General features: G+C 51.5%; 14 protein-coding genes. All 14 read left to right on the top strand.

Annotated elements, in window-relative coordinates; genetic code table 11:
- Nucleotides 1–3: 3 nt before the first annotated feature.
- Nucleotides 4–1,875 (top strand): aryl-sulfate sulfotransferase, encoded by a 1,872-nt coding sequence (locus KTH90_RS08905; protein ID WP_158351034.1) that lies wholly within the window; start codon nucleotides 4–6, stop codon nucleotides 1,873–1,875.
- A 63-nt stretch (nucleotides 1,876–1,938) separates the two neighbouring features.
- Complete coding sequence (locus tag KTH90_RS08900; protein WP_158351033.1) at nucleotides 1,939–3,216, top strand: RuBisCO large subunit C-terminal-like domain-containing protein; 1,278 nt, start codon at nucleotides 1,939–1,941, stop codon at nucleotides 3,214–3,216.
- 59 nt (nucleotides 3,217–3,275) lie between these two features.
- The gene (locus tag KTH90_RS08895) at nucleotides 3,276–4,139 is read left to right on the top strand and encodes an amidohydrolase family protein (RefSeq protein WP_158351032.1); all 864 of its coding nucleotides are present in this window, start codon (nucleotides 3,276–3,278) and stop codon (nucleotides 4,137–4,139) included.
- 18 nt (nucleotides 4,140–4,157) lie between these two features.
- Complete coding sequence (locus tag KTH90_RS08890) at nucleotides 4,158–4,997, top strand: phosphoenolpyruvate hydrolase family protein (RefSeq protein WP_158351031.1); 840 nt, start codon at nucleotides 4,158–4,160, stop codon at nucleotides 4,995–4,997.
- Nucleotides 4,998–5,151: 154 nt separating this feature from the next.
- Nucleotides 5,152–6,531 (top strand): Tm-1-like ATP-binding domain-containing protein, encoded by a 1,380-nt coding sequence (locus tag KTH90_RS08885; RefSeq protein ID WP_238726646.1) that lies wholly within the window; start codon nucleotides 5,152–5,154, stop codon nucleotides 6,529–6,531.
- Between the two features lie 176 nt (nucleotides 6,532–6,707).
- Complete coding sequence (locus tag KTH90_RS08880; protein WP_158351029.1) at nucleotides 6,708–7,520, top strand: MBL fold metallo-hydrolase; 813 nt, start codon at nucleotides 6,708–6,710, stop codon at nucleotides 7,518–7,520.
- 154 nt (nucleotides 7,521–7,674) lie between these two features.
- Nucleotides 7,675–8,142 carry a ribose 5-phosphate isomerase B gene (gene rpiB / locus KTH90_RS08875; protein ID WP_158351028.1) on the top strand — a complete coding sequence of 156 codons (468 nt, stop codon included), beginning with the start codon at nucleotides 7,675–7,677 and terminating at the stop codon, nucleotides 8,140–8,142.
- A gap of 6 nt (nucleotides 8,143–8,148) precedes the next feature.
- The gene (locus KTH90_RS08870) at nucleotides 8,149–8,922 is read left to right on the top strand and encodes a triose-phosphate isomerase (protein WP_158351027.1); all 774 of its coding nucleotides are present in this window, start codon (nucleotides 8,149–8,151) and stop codon (nucleotides 8,920–8,922) included.
- Between the two features lie 692 nt (nucleotides 8,923–9,614).
- Complete coding sequence (gene tdh, locus KTH90_RS08865) at nucleotides 9,615–10,652, top strand: L-threonine 3-dehydrogenase (RefSeq protein ID WP_238726645.1); 1,038 nt, start codon at nucleotides 9,615–9,617, stop codon at nucleotides 10,650–10,652.
- 4 nt (nucleotides 10,653–10,656) lie between these two features.
- Entirely contained in the window at nucleotides 10,657–11,844 is a 1,188-nt protein-coding gene (locus KTH90_RS08860; protein ID WP_158351026.1) for a glycine C-acetyltransferase, read from the top strand.
- Between the two features lie 21 nt (nucleotides 11,845–11,865).
- On the top strand, nucleotides 11,866–12,807 hold the full coding sequence (locus tag KTH90_RS08855; protein ID WP_158351025.1) for an ABC transporter permease: 942 nt from the start codon (nucleotides 11,866–11,868) through the stop codon (nucleotides 12,805–12,807).
- 3 nt (nucleotides 12,808–12,810) lie between these two features.
- Nucleotides 12,811–14,184, top strand: coding sequence for an ABC transporter permease (locus tag KTH90_RS08850; RefSeq protein ID WP_238726644.1), 1,374 nt, complete (start codon nucleotides 12,811–12,813; stop codon nucleotides 14,182–14,184).
- A gap of 12 nt (nucleotides 14,185–14,196) precedes the next feature.
- Nucleotides 14,197–15,207 (top strand): ABC transporter ATP-binding protein, encoded by a 1,011-nt coding sequence (locus KTH90_RS08845; RefSeq protein ID WP_158351024.1) that lies wholly within the window; start codon nucleotides 14,197–14,199, stop codon nucleotides 15,205–15,207.
- Nucleotides 15,159–16,193 (top strand): ABC transporter ATP-binding protein, encoded by a 1,035-nt coding sequence (locus KTH90_RS08840; protein ID WP_158351023.1) that lies wholly within the window; start codon nucleotides 15,159–15,161, stop codon nucleotides 16,191–16,193. Before KTH90_RS08845 ends, KTH90_RS08840 begins: the two co-directional genes overlap by 49 nt.
- Nucleotides 16,194–16,293 lie beyond the last annotated feature (100 nt).

The following is a 16,293-nucleotide window of genomic DNA, read 5'->3' as shown; positions in this document are numbered from 1 at the left end:
AGGATGAAATATAGAAAGAAAAAACATATCATTACTGCCCAGCGGGAGAATGAACAGGCTTATCTGAAAGAATTTTCCGAAGGGACCTGGACACTTCAGAATCCTCTGGTAAAACTCAATCCTTACATGCTGGCACCGTTAACCGCCATGGTCTTGTTCCGGACCGGCGTGCCGGCAGAGGTTACGGTTACCGTGTCCGGAAGGGAGACAGCCGGAAATGTGGTTCACACATTTCCGGCGCAGTGTGAACATATTCTGCCGGTCTATGGGCTTTACGCGGATACAGCCAACCGGGTTTTACTGACCCTGTCCACCGGGGAGCGCAGCGAAATGCTCATCCAGACCGGTCCCATGAACGAGCGGGTACCGCAGCCCACGCGCTGTGAGACGGACCCGGTTTATATGGGGGACCAGATGATGTGGCTCACCGCGGCAGTGAGATCGAAACCGGTGGCGGTGGATTACCGGGGAGATATCCGCTGGTATTCCGACGCGAATCTGAATTTTGCGCTGAAGCGGCTGCCAAACGGTCATCTGCTGATAGGGACGGAGCGTCTGACGGGCCTTCCTTACTATACCACAGGACTATACGAGATGGCGGTAAGCGGTAAGGTTTTCCGGGAATACCGGCTGCCCGGCGGTTACCATCACGACCAGTTTGAGATGGAGGACGGCAATATCCTGGTGCTGACCCAGGATGCGGATGCCCCTACGGTGGAGGACGTATGTGTACTCATCCACAAGGACACAGGAGAGATCTTAAAACGCTGGGATTACAAATCTGTCCTGCCCCAGGACCGCGGAAAATCGGGAAGTTGGGATGACAGGGACTGGTTCCACAATAACTCAATCTGGTATGAAAAAGACACCAACAGCCTGACCATTTCCGGGCGGCATCAGGACGCGGTGATCAATCTGGACTATGATACAGGAGCACTGAACTGGGTACTGGGTGATCCGGATGAGTGGCCGGAAGATTTTGTCAGTCAGTATTTCCTGAAACCGGAGGGAGAACCGTTTGGGTACCAGTACGAACAGCATGGGGTGATCTATACGCCGAACGGGGACCTGATGCTCTTTGACAACGGGCATTACCGGAGTAAATATCCGGAGAAATACCAGAAGGCCGCGGACAGCTATTCCAGGGGAGTCCGCTACCGGATCGACCATAAAAACCATAAGGTGCGCCAGGTCTGGGAGTACGGACGGGAACGGGGAAGCGATTTCTTTTCACCCTATATATCCAACGTGGAGTACTACGGCGAAGGCCGTTACCTGGTCCACTCAGGCGGAATCGCTTATATTGACGGCAAGCCCAGCGAGGAACTGGGATCCATGGCGCTAATGGGACGGGATAAAGACAAACTGACGTTGAATTCCATTACCTGTGAATTGGTGGACGGGCAGATCGTCTATGAGCTGGAAGTTCCGGCCAACTGCTACCGGGCCAGAAAACTGCCGTTATATTATGCGGGAGAGACCGCAGAGCTGGGTGAAGGACAGCTTCTGGGGACACTGGGGATCACGGAAGAATTCGAGACAGAGATACCGGCAGAGGCAGCCGGGGAGCAGCTGCCGGAAGGCTGTCAGGCCTCTGTTACGGAGGAAGAAGACCGGATCCGGTTTAACGCGAAATTTGAAAAGGGTGAACTGGTTATGCTGCTGCTGACCGAGGGCAGCGGTAACGTACACCGGTATTACATATCCACGTCGGCGACCAGTTTTAAGGCCATGTGCGTCGGCACTTTTCAGAAGAGCGACTCCCGGGAGATTGATAAATTCATCAGTAAAGAAGGACTGCATGGGGAGATGAAAGTCCAGGTCATACGCGACGGGATTTTGTATGAGACTGGAATTACGGTAACTGGGGAGTAAGGGGTTGAATATCATGTTCACCCATACTTACATGTGTTAACAAATGCACAAATGGAGGTAAACATGAAACAGGAAGAATTATTCTGCCTGCCGGAGGAGATACAGGGACAGGACTATGTGCTGGCCGTCTATTATATCAGGCTTCCCCGCAAAACGGATATAACGGCCAAGGCGTCGGCGATGGCGGTGGGGCAGACCATCGGCACCTGGGTGCCCGTTCCGGGCATCGATGAGGCAATGCGCAGAAACCATATGGGAAAAGTGATACGGATCCTGAAAGCGCCGCCCAATGATCTGTCTACGCAAAGTGTTGGGGAGCAGGAAGACTATTTTATCCAGATCGCTTATCCTTACGCGAATTTCCAGGGATCGCTGCCGATGCTGCTGACTACCCTGCTGGGCAATGACGCGTCCACCTCTGCCCAGGTGAAGCTGGTGGATCTGAAGCTGCCCGAAGTATTCGTAAGGCAGTTTCACGGACCTAACTTCGGGATCGCGGGGCTTCGAAAGCTGACGGGGGTCCAGGACCGGCCTCTGCTCTTAAATATGATCAAACCGTGTACGGGCCACAGCCCGAAGACCGGTGCCGGTATTTTCTATCAAACGGCCCTGGGCGGCGTGGATTTTATCAAGGACGATGAACTCCTGGGAAACCCGGATTTCTCCCCGGCCGCAGAGCGGGTCAAGGCCTACAACGAGGCGGCCAGGGCTGCCTATGAGAAAACAGGAAAAGAAACGATCTACGTGGTAAATGCCACCGAAAGCGCGTCCGTACAGGAAGATCATGTGAAACGGCTTCTGGAGGCGGGGGCGAAAGCACTGATGTTAAATTTTGCCACGGTCGGCTACAGTATGCTGCAGCACATCGCCAGCACCTGCCCGGTTCCGATTCTGGGCCACTATGCTGGTTCCGGTATGTTCTATGAAGGAGTGAACAGCGGCATGGGCAGTGATATCGCCATCGGGAAGCTGCCCAGGTTATGCGGAGCGGATATTGTGATGATGAACACCCCGTACGGGGGATATCCGCTGGAGCGGTTAAAATATATCCAGACCGCTCATCAGCTGTCCCTGCCCTGGGGGATGATCAGACCGACGCTGCCATCTATGGGCGGCGGTGTCCATCCGGGAGTGGTGGAACGCTATATGAAGGACTGCGGTACAGACATTATGCTGGCGCCCGGCGGAGCGGTCCAGGGGCATCCCATGGGAGCGGCAGCCGGAGTGCGGGCCATGCTCCAGGCTATAGAATATGTGCAGCAGGGGCGGTCCCTTGAGGAAGCGATGAAAGAACATGAAGAACTGAGGGCGGCAATCGAACAATTCGGATATGTGGAATAAAGTTTATTGCTGGATTTTTAGCAATGCATAGCGGATAACAGCTAAGAGAGGTGATTCGCGTGGTTATCGATATACATTCCCATTTATGGCCCATGGACAGAAATCCGGAATCTATGCGCCAATATTTTCAGAACAGGAACAGCCGTTTTTCCTTTGACGCCGACGGACTTCTCGCTTCCATGGAAGCTGCCGGTATCGACCTGACTGTAGTCAGTGCCTTGTCCTTCGGGCCGGAACTGACAAACCAGGACATACGCGGCCTGAACCAATATGTGGCGGACGCGGTGCGGGAGTCAGACCAAAAGCTTCTGGGGTTCTGCACACTGAATCCCTTTGAGGAGGGAAGCGTGGATTTTCTGAGAAGCTGCATCGAGGATCAGGGCTTTGCGGGGCTGAAGCTGCACTGCAATATGCAGCAGTTTTATCCAAACGATGACCGGCTGGATGCGGTCTACCGGCAGATGCAGGAGTATGGGAAACCCATCCTGTTCCACAGCGGGGGAATCGGGGTCAGGCCCTACGGGGACATCTACGGACGCCCTGTGTATATGGATGAGACGGCGCTTAAATTTCCTGAGCTTAAGATCATCCTGGGCCACGCCGGCCGGATCTGGTATGAGGAGACGGCGATGCTGCTTCGCAAGCACCCCAACATCTACGCGGACGTAAGCACTAACTTTGGAAAGACGGGGAAAACCCTGAACTGGCCCATGCAGCAGCTTCTGCAGACGGTTAAGGGCTGGGCAGGCAGTACCAGACATCTGCTTTTCGGAAGTGATTTTCCTTTCTATGAGCAGACGGATACCAGAGAGAATCTGGAAGACCTGGCAGATCAGCTGACGGACGGCGGGTTGGTTACGGCGGCAGAAGTACGGCAGATCATCACTGAGAACACGGAAGCATTTTTAAATAAATTTATATAAATCAGGAGGTAATATAATATGGCAAAGCGTTTTAAGGAAGATGAGGTAATTAATCTCTTAAAAGCAAAGATCGAGAAAAAAGAAGTACTGTTCATGCCCAACTGCGGCAGCGGCCTGACAGCAAAATTACAGGAAAAGGGCGGCGCGGACTTAATTTGCGTATCGGCAACCAGCTACTGGAGAATGAAAGGGCAGGGGTCTTTAGCGCCGCTGATGCCTTACTCCGATATTAACGAAGTGATCTTCAGCCTGACTCCGGAAATCGTGGCAAATGTAAAAGATACGCCGGTATTGTCCCTGTCCGGCGGAACAAACCCGCTGTTCCCTCACAGAGAACACCTGAAGAAACTCTGGGAAGCCGGAATCTCAGGAATCAACCCGTTCATGATGAAGATCTACGGCGATTCCATCATGGAACAGATGGCGGCCATTGGAATGGGATGGGACCGGGAAGTTGACTTCGTGGCCGAAGCGCACCGGATGGAAATGTTCTCCCTGGCCTATGCCTTTACCCCCGATGAGGCCAGAATCCTGGCGGAAACCGGATGCCCGGCGATCTCCTCCCATGTGGGTTCCACCGTGGGCGGTTTGATGGGAGCTAAGAGTAATCTGACCCTGGATGAGGCATGTGAACTGAGCCAGCGGATCTTCGACGCGGCCAGAGCGGTGAATCCAGACGTGATCGTGTTCGCCCACGGCGGCCCGATCAAGGGACCCGAAGAGGTCAAATACGTTCTGGAACGGACCAACGCGCAGGGCTTCATCGGCGGTTCCGCGGCGGAACGGATGCCCATCGAGAAAGCGGTACTTGCGGCAACCCAGGAATACAAAGAGATCCAGATGCCTGCAGACCGTTAAATAAATTCAGATGCGGCGGCGTGCTGCAGAGAAATTCAGATGCCCGTGGGCTGAAATACGGAAACAACAGACTGCTAATAGGATTCAAGTGCCAATGGGCCGTTTGCAGGAAATGAATATCAGCTGCCGGGAAAAAGAAAGGGAAGGGAATAAAATGGAGAAAAAACCGAAAATAATCGTAGCAGGAATGTGTGATACAAAATTTACTGAATTAAAGTTTCTGGCGGATGAGGTGGCGAAAGCCGGCGGAGACGTAAAGATCCTGAACTGCGGCTGCGGCCACGACGTGGATTTTGCAGATATCTCTCTGACGGAAGTTCTGAAGGCAGTGGGAAAGACCAAGGAAGAGATTTTCAAATCCCCGCGTTCGACAGCGGTTAAGACGGTGGGAGAAGCCGGAGCTGCCAAGATTATGCAGATGTATGAAGCAGGGGAAGTGGATGGAATTATCTCCTGGGCCGGTTCCATGGGTACCACCACAGTGACTTATCTGATGAGGGCACTTCCTTTTGGGGTGCCGAAGATTATGATGACAGACATGGCCTCCAGCGATGTCAGCATGTGGCTGGGAAATAAAGATATTTACATCATGAATCCCACGGCGGAGCAGGGCATCAATATCGTTACCCGTAAGATGGTCGCCAACGCTGCGGCAGCCATCGTAGCCATGGGCAAAGTGGGAGAGATCGATGCTTCCACATCCAGACCGCTGATGGCCATCACCGCCTACGGCACCACGACTCAGACGGTAAACCGCTGCAGTGCGTACTGGGATGCCCATGGCTGGGATACCATTATCATCCACCAGGTGGGAACCGGAGCCACGATGGAGGACCTGATCCGTTCCGGCCAGATCACCGCGATCATCGATCTGACTACGGGAGAACTGACCAACAATATGTATCACAGTGTATACGGTACACCGGAGACCTGGACCGGGGAGCGGGTAACGGCTGCTGCTGATGTGGGCATCCCGCAGGTCGTCACCCCCGGCGGCTGCGATCAGTCCGCATTCGGCGCCCTGTCCTCACTGCCCCAGGAATATCTGGATGACTTTAAATCCGGCAGAAGAAAACCGTATAAAGATACACAGCTCCCCTATCAGCATAACGAAGGGGTAACCATCATGGTTCCCACGCTGGATGAGATTGAGGACCTGTCCCATTATTTTGCGGAGAAATTAAACAGCACCAAGGGCCCCACTGCTTTTGTGATCCCGATGCAGGGCTGGTCCGCATATGATCAGAGAGAAGAGATCTGTACCAAGGAACGCGGCTGGTCTGAGGGCAATGGAGACGGCCCGGTATGGGAGCCGGATGAAAAAGAGGCCCGCTGGTCCAGACGCGCCACATTGATGCGCAGCATCCTGGAAAAAGAGTTTGATCAAGAAAACGAAAATCTGGATCTGATCATTGCGGATATGCATATTGTAGAGCCGGAATTTGGAGATCTTCTGAATCAGATTATGGCCGACATGCTGGATGGAAAATGGAAAAAAGGCATGTACCGGGATCAGAAAGGGGTAGTGGCATAGTATAAGACATTAGCAGGAAATAAAGTAGGGAAAGAAAGTAAGATAGCAACAAAGATAGCAAGCAAGTAAGATAGCAAGCAAGTAAGATAGCAAGCAAGATAGCGCATAGCTGCAGGCACTGAAAAAGTGCAGTGGGTAAGCATGGATTGGAATTAAAAAGTTCAGGGAGGCAGAGAATGGAAAATCTGATTGTTCTGGGTACCGGGACGGCACTGGTAACGAGATATTATAATACCTGTTATGCAATTTACGACGGAGAGAATGTTCTTCTGACAGACGGCGGAGGTGGCGATGGTATCTACCGCCAGTTCAAAGAAGCGGGTATCTCCTGGAATCAGGTCCACCATATCTTTGTCTCTCATGAACATACGGATCATTTGCTGGGTATCATCTGTGCCATACGGATGATTACCTACCGGATGAGCCAGGGAAGGTATGAGGGAGTATTAAATTTATATGCGCACCCGGAACTACTGGAGAAAATCAGGACGATCTGCGGTCTCACGCTGCGGGCCGTGGAACAAAAATTGATGAAGGAGAGAATATGCTGGATTCCTGTGGCGGACGGGGAGCAGAAAGCCATCATGGGATACCAGGCCACCTTCTTCGATCTGTGTTCGACGAAAGCAAAACAATTCGGATACCGGATGCAGTTAAAATGCGGAAAAGTGCTGACGTTCCTGGGAGATGAACCCTGCCATGAGAGCAGGGAGGATTATGTGGAAAGCGCTGACTGGCTGCTGTCGGAGGCTTTCTGCCTATACAGCCAGAGAGAAGTTTTTCATCCTTATGAATATCATCACAGTACGGTAAGGGATGCGTGTACTCTGGCTGAGCAAAGACATGTGAAGAATCTGATCCTTTGGCATACCGAGGATCAGACCTATGGTCACAGACGGGAAGAATATCTGGAAGAAGGGCGCGGTTATTATCATGGTAACCTGTATATACCCGACGACCTGGATGTGATCCGGCTTGATACCTTGTAATACCAGGTCAGTGATGAGGCGGTTATAAGGCTGAACAAAAAGATGTTCATCCATCCCTATATGTGCAAAAAAAATGCACGCTTGGAGGAACGGCTGAACAAAAAGATGTTCATCCATACCTATATGTGCAAAATACGCACACTTGGAGGAAACTATGAGAAAGATTGTAATTGGTTGTGATAATGCTGCGGTTCATTTGAAAGATGAACTGATGAAATTTATGGAACAAAAGGGCTATACAGTTGAAAATATGGGGTGTGACAGTGAGAAGGACGATATCTACTATCCCTATATTGCCAAAAAAGTATGCCAGGAAATTATAGACAGCGGCTATGAAAAGCGCGGGGTACTGATCTGCGGGACCGGTCTGGGCATGGCCATGACAGCCAATAAATTCCCGGGAATCCGCGCCGGGGTCTGTCATGATATCTTTTCAGCGGAACGGTTAATACTCAGCAATGATGGAAACGTACTGTGCATGGGCGAACGGGTCATTGGGGTGGAACTGGCCAAATGCATTCTGGAACGATGGCTTTCCCTGGAATTCAAAGATTCCCCGTCTACACCAAAGGTGGATGCGATCAAAGAGATCGAGTCCGAGAACCGGATCAAATGCGGGTGACCGAATATGGATGAAGTGAAAAAAAAATATCTGGGAACGAATCTTAAGATGTATAAAACGATAGAGGAGACGAAGGTATATCTGCAGAGACTTAAGGAACTGACAGAGGATCTTCCGCAGGAACTTCTGGAACTCTTCGTGATACCATCGTATACCACCCTGGAGGCGGCCCGCCAGGTAACGGAAGGTTCCCATGTGAAGCTGGGCGCACAGAACATGTGCTGGGAAAAAGAAGGACAGTTCACCGGTGAGATATCGCCGCTGATGTTAAAAGAGGTAGGAGTGGACATCGTAGAGATCGGGCATTCCGAGCGAAGACACACATTCCGGGAGACTGACCAGGAAGAGGGAAGAAAAGTCAGAACCGCGTTGGAGTACGGCTTTACTCCCCTGCTGTGTGTAGGCGAAACACTGGAACAGCGGAACTTCGGCATCAGTGACGAGACTTTGAGCACCCAACTGAAGGTAGCGCTTCACGGGCTGGACCGGAAGGAAGCGTCCGGAGTGTGGGTAGCCTATGAGCCTGTATGGGCCATAGGAATCAACGGTAAACCGGCCTCGGTGGAATATGTATCCGCAAGACATCAGCACATGCGGCATATCCTGACGGAGCTGTTCGGAGAAAAGACCGGGAACCGGATACCCATCCTGTATGGCGGCAGTGTTAATATGGAAAATGCAGCAGGCCTGATCCGGATTCCGTGGGTAGACGGGCTGTTTATCGGACGCAGTGCATGGGATGCGGAGAATTTCAATAAGATCATACGCAGCATAATTTAATGAAAGTGATTCGTAATCATATAGGGGAACTGGAACAGCAAAATCCTGATATGAGCGGACCAGTGGGAAAAAAGAAGGACAAAAGCATATGGAAAAAGAAAAAATGCGGACCAGTGCAGCACACAGGTCCGTATTTTCTTTGCCTGCCTCCATCTCATGATGAAAACGACATACAGAGGTAGCCTCATTCATGATTCCCCATGAAACACCGTCACGCAAGCAAAAAATAATCTGGATATGTCAGATTCTAATGCCGGAGAGGGGTGCTGCCTTTTTGGCCGGACGCGTGCGTTCACAGTTGGAAAAATTCCAATAATCCATTATAATAAAATTTGTGTATAATAATACATAACGCAAGTGAAAGCAATTAGGAAGCGGACTTTTTGATTGAGAGATCGTTCGGAAACGTAAAAAGATACCGCGGAACCATAGATTTTAGACATCTGAGGGAACAGTCACAATTCACAAAACTTGTTCTTGAACAGGTAAAAAAATATATTTTTTTGTGTAAATCTAAAATAAACTGAACAGAATGACGAAAAAGCTGTGAAAATATTGACAAATAAATTTGAAAAATAATGAAAAAAACATTGCATAATATACGAAAATTATATATAATGTCCTTGTAACAAGGACGAAAATCAATAAATGTCTTTATGGGGAAGACATTTGTGTAAAATTGAGGGATTCGTATGACAAACACAATGGATGCATTAGTGAAAAGTGAATGTGGTAAAGGTTTGACACTGGTAAAGAAGCCGATCCCAGAGCCCGGACCTGGTGAAGTTCTGATTAAGATTCACAAGACAGCGATCTGCGGCACAGACGTACATATCTACAACTGGGATCCCTGGGCACAGCTGCATATCAAACCGCCCATGACCATTGGGCATGAATATGTGGGAGAGGTTGCGGGATTAGGAGTCGGGGTGAAGGGTCTGGAGGTAGGGCAGCGGGTGTCCGGAGAGGGGCATATCACCTGCCACCGCTGCCGGAACTGCCACACCGGCAATATCCAGTGGTGCAAGGACACCATCGGCGTGGGAGTGGACCGGGATGGCGCGTTTGCGGAATATGTCTGTATTCCCGCCACCAATGTCATAGAGATCGATGAGCGTATACCGGAGGATATCGTATCCTTTTTCGATGCCTTTGGAAATGCCACGCATACCGCTTTGATGTTTCCTCTTGTGGGGGAAGATGTGCTGATAACCGGCGCGGGGCCGATCGGGATTATTGCAGCGGGGATCTGTAAGTTTTCCGGGGCCAGGCGGGTGATTATCACAGATGTCAATGAATACCGGCTGGAACTGGCCCGCAGGATAGGTGCCGATGCTGCGGTGAACGTGGCGAAGGACGATCTGGAGACCGTGATGCGGGAACAGGGGCTGTGTGAGGGGTTTGACGTGGGTCTTGAGATGTCAGGAAGCAGAGAGGCGTTTGCGCAGATGTTAGGCGTTATGCGTAACGGCGGGATGATCTCCCTTCTGGGGCTGGCGAATAAGCCGATTGAGGTGGACATGAACGAGGTTATCTGTAAGGGCCTGACACTTCGCGGAATCTATGGCAGAAAGATGGATAACTGGCATCAGATGTCCTACATGGTCCAGGGGGGACTGGATCTGTCGCCGGTGATCACGCACCGGTTCCATTACACGGAGTTTGAAAAGGGCTTTGAAGCCATGATAAGCGGAAACTCCGGCAAGGTGATTCTGGACTGGAAAGGATGAAGATATGAAAACAGCACTGAAAACATATGAAAAAATGTTGGGAGACATACGGGAATCCGGTACCTGGAGAGAGGAACGCATCATTACGACTCCTCAGTATTCCCGGATCGATACCACCCAGGCCAGCCGTGTGGTCAATATGTGCGCCAACAACTACCTGGGACTCTCCACCAACCAGGAATTGATCGAAGCGGCAAAGGCCAGTTACGACAGATGGGGGTTCGGTCTCTCCTCCGTCCGCTTTATCTGCGGGACCCAGGAGATCCATAAGGAGCTGGAGCATAAGGTCGCGGAGTTTGTCGGAACCGAGGATGCCATCCTGTATTCCTCCTGTTTTGACGCCAACGGCGGACTTTTCGAGACACTTCTCACTGAAAGTGATGCAGTGATCTCCGATGAGCTGAACCATGCGTCCATCATTGACGGTGTCCGGTTATGCAAGGCAAAGCGGTACCGGTACAAAAACAGTGACATGGAGGATCTGCGCAGACAGCTTAAGGCAGCGCAGGAGTCGGGGGCAGGCATTAAGCTGATAGCCACCGACGGGGTCTTTTCCATGGACGGTTACATAGCTAAACTAAAAGAAATCTGCGATCTGGCAGACGAATATGACGCTCTTGTGATGGTAGATGACAGCCACGCATCCGGCTTTATGGGGGCACATGGAAGGGGAACGCCCGAGCACTGCGGAGTGATAGGCCGGGTGGATATCGTCACCGGAACATTTGGGAAGGCTTTGGGAGGCGCGTCCGGAGGCTTTACCGCGGCGAAGCAGCAGATAGTTGATCTGCTCAGGCAGCGTTCAAGACCCTATTTGTTCTCCAACACCGTGGCGCCTGCCATCTGTGCGGCGACCATCAAGACCATTGATCTTCTCACTGAGTCCACGGAACTTCGGGATAAGGTTCACGACAATGCCCGCTATTTCCGTGAACAGATGGAGGAGGCCGGATTTGACCTGCTTCCGGGTGAACACCCCATCGTCCCGGTCATGCTCTATGATTCCCGCATTGCACAGGAGTTCGCGGCCAGGATGCTGGAAAAGGGAGTCTATGTGGTAGGCTTTTGCTATCCGGTTGTGCCAAAGGGAAGGGATCGGATCCGTACCCAGATATCAGCCGGGCACACGAGGGAAGATCTGGACTTTGCGGTGAAGTGTTTTAAGGAAGTCCGTTCGGACATGAAACTTTAGTACGGTGATAGGAGGAAGCCTATGTTCGGATATGTAGTAAAGAGAATTGCAGCGTCAGTCTGTACACTGTTATTCGTGGCGGCTATCACATTCCTGGTTATGAATGCGATACCCGGCAGCCCTTTTCTGGAGGAGAACACGACAGTGGAGCAGATGGAGCTGGCCAATGAGAAGTATGGCCTGGACAAGCCTCTGATTGTCCAGTTGAAGAATTATCTGGAAGGTTACCTGCACGGGGATCTGGGAACCTCCCTGAAAATGCAGAAAGGCACGCCGGTGTCAGACCTTATCTTCCATCAGGGGAAATTCGAACTCTCGATCAAGCTGGGAATGCTGGCATTGCTGATTACGGTGCTGGTCGGGGTTCCACTGGGATGTATCGCGGCTTATTTCAGGGGGAAATGGATCGATAATGTGTTAAGCGTGTTCAGCACGCTGGGGATCGCCATACCAAACTTTGTGGTGGCGACGCTGCTGCTGGAGGTCTTCGCTATACGGCTGGGGATACTGCCGTCGGTGTCAGGAAGCCTGACGGATGTAAAATCCTACATTATGCCGGTCATTTCACTGGGTTTATATTATGCCTGTTATGTGGCGAAGCTGACGAGAACCAGCATGCTGGATGCGATCAATCAGGACTATGTAAGGACAGCCAAGGCAAAGGGCCTGAAGACTGGTAAGATTATCTTTAAACATGCTCTTCGTAACTCCCTGATACCGGTGGTTACCTACCTGGGGCCCCTGACGGCCGGCCTTATGTGCGGAGGATTTGTCATAGAGACTACGTTCGGCATTCCGGGACTGGGCAAATATTTTGTTTCCAGTATCATTGAGAGGGATTATCCTGTTATCATGGCGACGACCATAGTGCTGTCGGCCCTGGTGATCGGCATGAATCTTCTGGTGGACATTATCTACAAGTTTGTAGATCCCCGTATTACGCTGACAGGAAAGGGGGAATAGAGGGTGGATAGAGAAACAAAGAGACAGGCAATGCCGATTATTCACCTGAATAATCCCAAGGATCTGGATTTTCTGAAGATCCCGGAGGACGGATTTTCCGCAGCCAGCGACAGCGAGAAGGAAAATCTCATTGAAAAAAGAAAGAGTATCTCCTATTGGAGGGATGCATGGAGGCGGTTTCGATCCAACAAAGTAGCTATGGCGGCTCTGATCGTATTCCTGGTGATTGTGGTCTTCGCCTTTGTGGGGCCGCTGATCGTACCTTACAGTTATGAGAGCCAGTATCGGAACAGCGCAAAGCTTGGACCTATGGAATATTCAAAAAGTGAAGAGATGGAGCGGACTGTGCTCCAGGAGGCGGATGCCGTATTCTTTACGGAGACGATCATGGGTTCCCTGCTGTCCCTGTCCAAAGGTGATTATTACATAGAGCAGAATAACACCACTTACTGCTTTACCCTTGAGAAGGCACTGGAAAAGGCCATGATCATCTATGACAAGGATGCAGCGGATATTCTGACCATAGGGCGTACGAAAGACTATAAGAACGGTGAATTTAACACAGTCACTCCGTTGGAATACACGGTCGGCGAGCCGTCTTCGGACGCCACAGAGGTGGAGATGATCAAGTCCGTATTCCCTCACGTGTTTGGCACGGATTCCTCCGGCAGAGATATCATGTCGCGGAGCATGTATGGAACCCGGGTATCCCTGATTATCGGTATCATCGCGGCGCTGATCGTACTGGTGATCGGGGCGGCCATCGGAGCTATATCAGGACTTTGCGGGGGCGTGGTCGACTTTGTGATCATGCGGATCATCGATCTGATTATTTCCATTCCCAGTACCCTTATGGTACTTCTTCTGCAGGTGGTTATATCCGATCCTCTGCAAAAGTGGTTTGACACATCCAACTGGGGTCTGGCCAGGGCCATGAGTGATCTCGGCGCCGGAATCGTGAGTATCTTTATCGTGTTTGCCCTGTTATACTGGGTCAGTATGGCGCGTATCGTGAGAGGCCAGGTACTGCAGTTAAAAAGCATGGAATTCATTACCGCGGAAAAGGTACTGGGGGCCGGCAATAAGCGGATCATCACACGGCATCTGCTGCCCAACTGTGTGGGACAGCTGGTCATAGCCACCTGTCTGCAGATCCCGTCGGCGATCTTCATGGAATCCTTCCTTTCCTATCTGGGAATAGGAGTCGCGGCCCCCATGGCCAGCCTGGGTTCCATGTGCTCTGACGCCTTAAGCGCATTGTCACTATATCCGTACCGCCTGCTCTGTCCTGCCATCATACTGAGTGTTCTGGTTTTGACACTGAACCTTATCGGCGACGGGCTGCGGGATGCCCTGGATCCCAGGTTGAAGAAATAAGGAGGTGCCATTATGGATGAACACAAGAAGTTGATTGAAGTTAATAATCTCCAGGTATCATTCTTCACACCCGCCGGGGAAGTGAAAGCTGTGGACGGAATCTCCTATTCCCTGGGATATAATGAAGTGATGGGGATCGTGGGGGAATCCGGTTCCGGAAAGAGTGTGGAGGCCTACTCGATCATGGGCCTGCTCCAGAGTCCTGGAAAAGTGATAGGCGGCTCCATTCTCCTGGAGGGAAAGAATCTGCTGGACTACAGCAGAAAACAGATGATGGATATCTGCGGGAAGGAAGTCAGCATGATCTTCCAGAATCCCATGACCTGCATGAATCCAGTGTATACCGTAGGGGATCAGCTCATGGAGGCGGTGACCTGCCATGACAGGTCCATATCCAAGAAAGAAGCCAGAAACAGGGCGATCGAGATGCTGAACATGGTTGGCATTAACAATGCGGAAAAACGGATCGACCAGTATCCCCACGAATTCTCCGGCGGAATGCGCCAGCGAGCCATGATCGCCATGGGACTGATCTGCCACCCGAAGCTTCTCATCGCAGACGAGCCTACCACAGCCCTGGACGTAACGACGCAGGCGCAGATACTGGAGCTCATGAAAGAGCTGCAGGCGAAAAATAATATGTCCATCATTTTTATCACCCATAATCTGGGAGTGGTGGCTGAGATATGCGACAGGGTCTCGGTAATGTACGCAGGCCATATCGTGGAACAGGGGGATGTAAATGATATCTTCTACCATCCCCAGCATCCCTACACCAGAGGGCTGCTGGCCTCCATGCCGAGGCTGGACAGTGAGGGAAGGGAAAGACTGATTCCCATCGAGGGAACACCGGTGGATATGCTGGATACGCCCAAGGGCTGCCGGTTCGCGCCCCGCTGCACAGAATGTATGAAAGTGTGCGTGGAGCAGGAACCGCCTGCGGTCTGTATCAATGCCAACGGGCATATATCCTCATGCTGGCAGCATATACGCCAGATGAAAGAGGAGGTGGGGAACCGGTGAGCGAAAAGAAAAAGTTAGTGGAGGTTGAGAACCTTCGGAAATATTTCCCGGTTAAGTCCGGTTTTATGAAGAAAAACTATGTCCAGGCGGTGGAGGACGCTTCCTTCTACATTTATAAGGGGGAAACGCTGGGCCTGGTGGGAGAGTCCGGCTGCGGAAAGACCACGCTGGGAAGAAGCGTGATTCGTCTCCATGAGCCTACTTCCGGGAGAATCGTATATGACGGCACGCCGATCTACGACAGCAAGGAAGGCATCGCGGTCCCCATGTTTGACTACCGGCGCAGGATGCAGCTGATCTTTCAGGACCCGTCCGCTTCCCTGGATCCCCGGATGACTGTGGGTGAGATTATAGGGGAGGCCCTGGACATTCACAAGATCGCGGCGAATAAGGGAGAGAGACAGGAGCGTATCCGCTATCTGCTGGATGAAGTGGGATTGAATACGGAGCATGCCAATCGATTCCCCCACGAATTCTCAGGCGGTCAGCAGCAGCGTATCGGGATAGCCAGGGCGATGGCGGTGGAACCGGAATTTATCGTCTGTGACGAGCCCATCTCTGCGCTGGACGTATCCATACAGTCTCAGGTAGTTAATATGATGGAAGACCTGCAGCAGGAGAAAGGGCTGACCTATCTGTTTATCGCCCACGACCTGTCTGTGGTGCGCCATATATCCGACCGGATAGGGGTTATGTATCTGGGATTTATCGTAGAACTGGCGGAGAGCTATGAACTTTGCAAAAAGCCGGTACACCCGTATACCAAGTCTCTGATCTCGGCGGTTCCGCTTCCCGATCCGGAACTTAGCAGAAGCCGGAGCCGCATCACTTTGGAGGGGGATATACCCAGCCCCATGAATCCGCCTTCCGGCTGCCGGTTCCATACCAGGTGCCCTTATGCCAAGGAGCGGTGTAAGGAGGAAGTGCCCGCTCTGCGGGAATGTGGGCCGGGGCATTACGTTGCATGTCATCTGTACGACCAGTAAAGCAGGATGGATTTTATCATAATGATATTATGCAAGCGGATATGTTCTGCTGTGCCTAATATAAATAGTGAAAACAGGGGGCATCTAAGCAAACCTGAAG

This window comes from Diplocloster modestus, assembly GCF_019042245.1.
GTDB lineage: Bacteria > Bacillota > Clostridia > Lachnospirales > Lachnospiraceae > Diplocloster > Diplocloster modestus.
The sequence above is the reverse complement of the archived record's forward strand: the minus strand, read 5'-3'. Positions and strand labels throughout refer to the sequence as shown.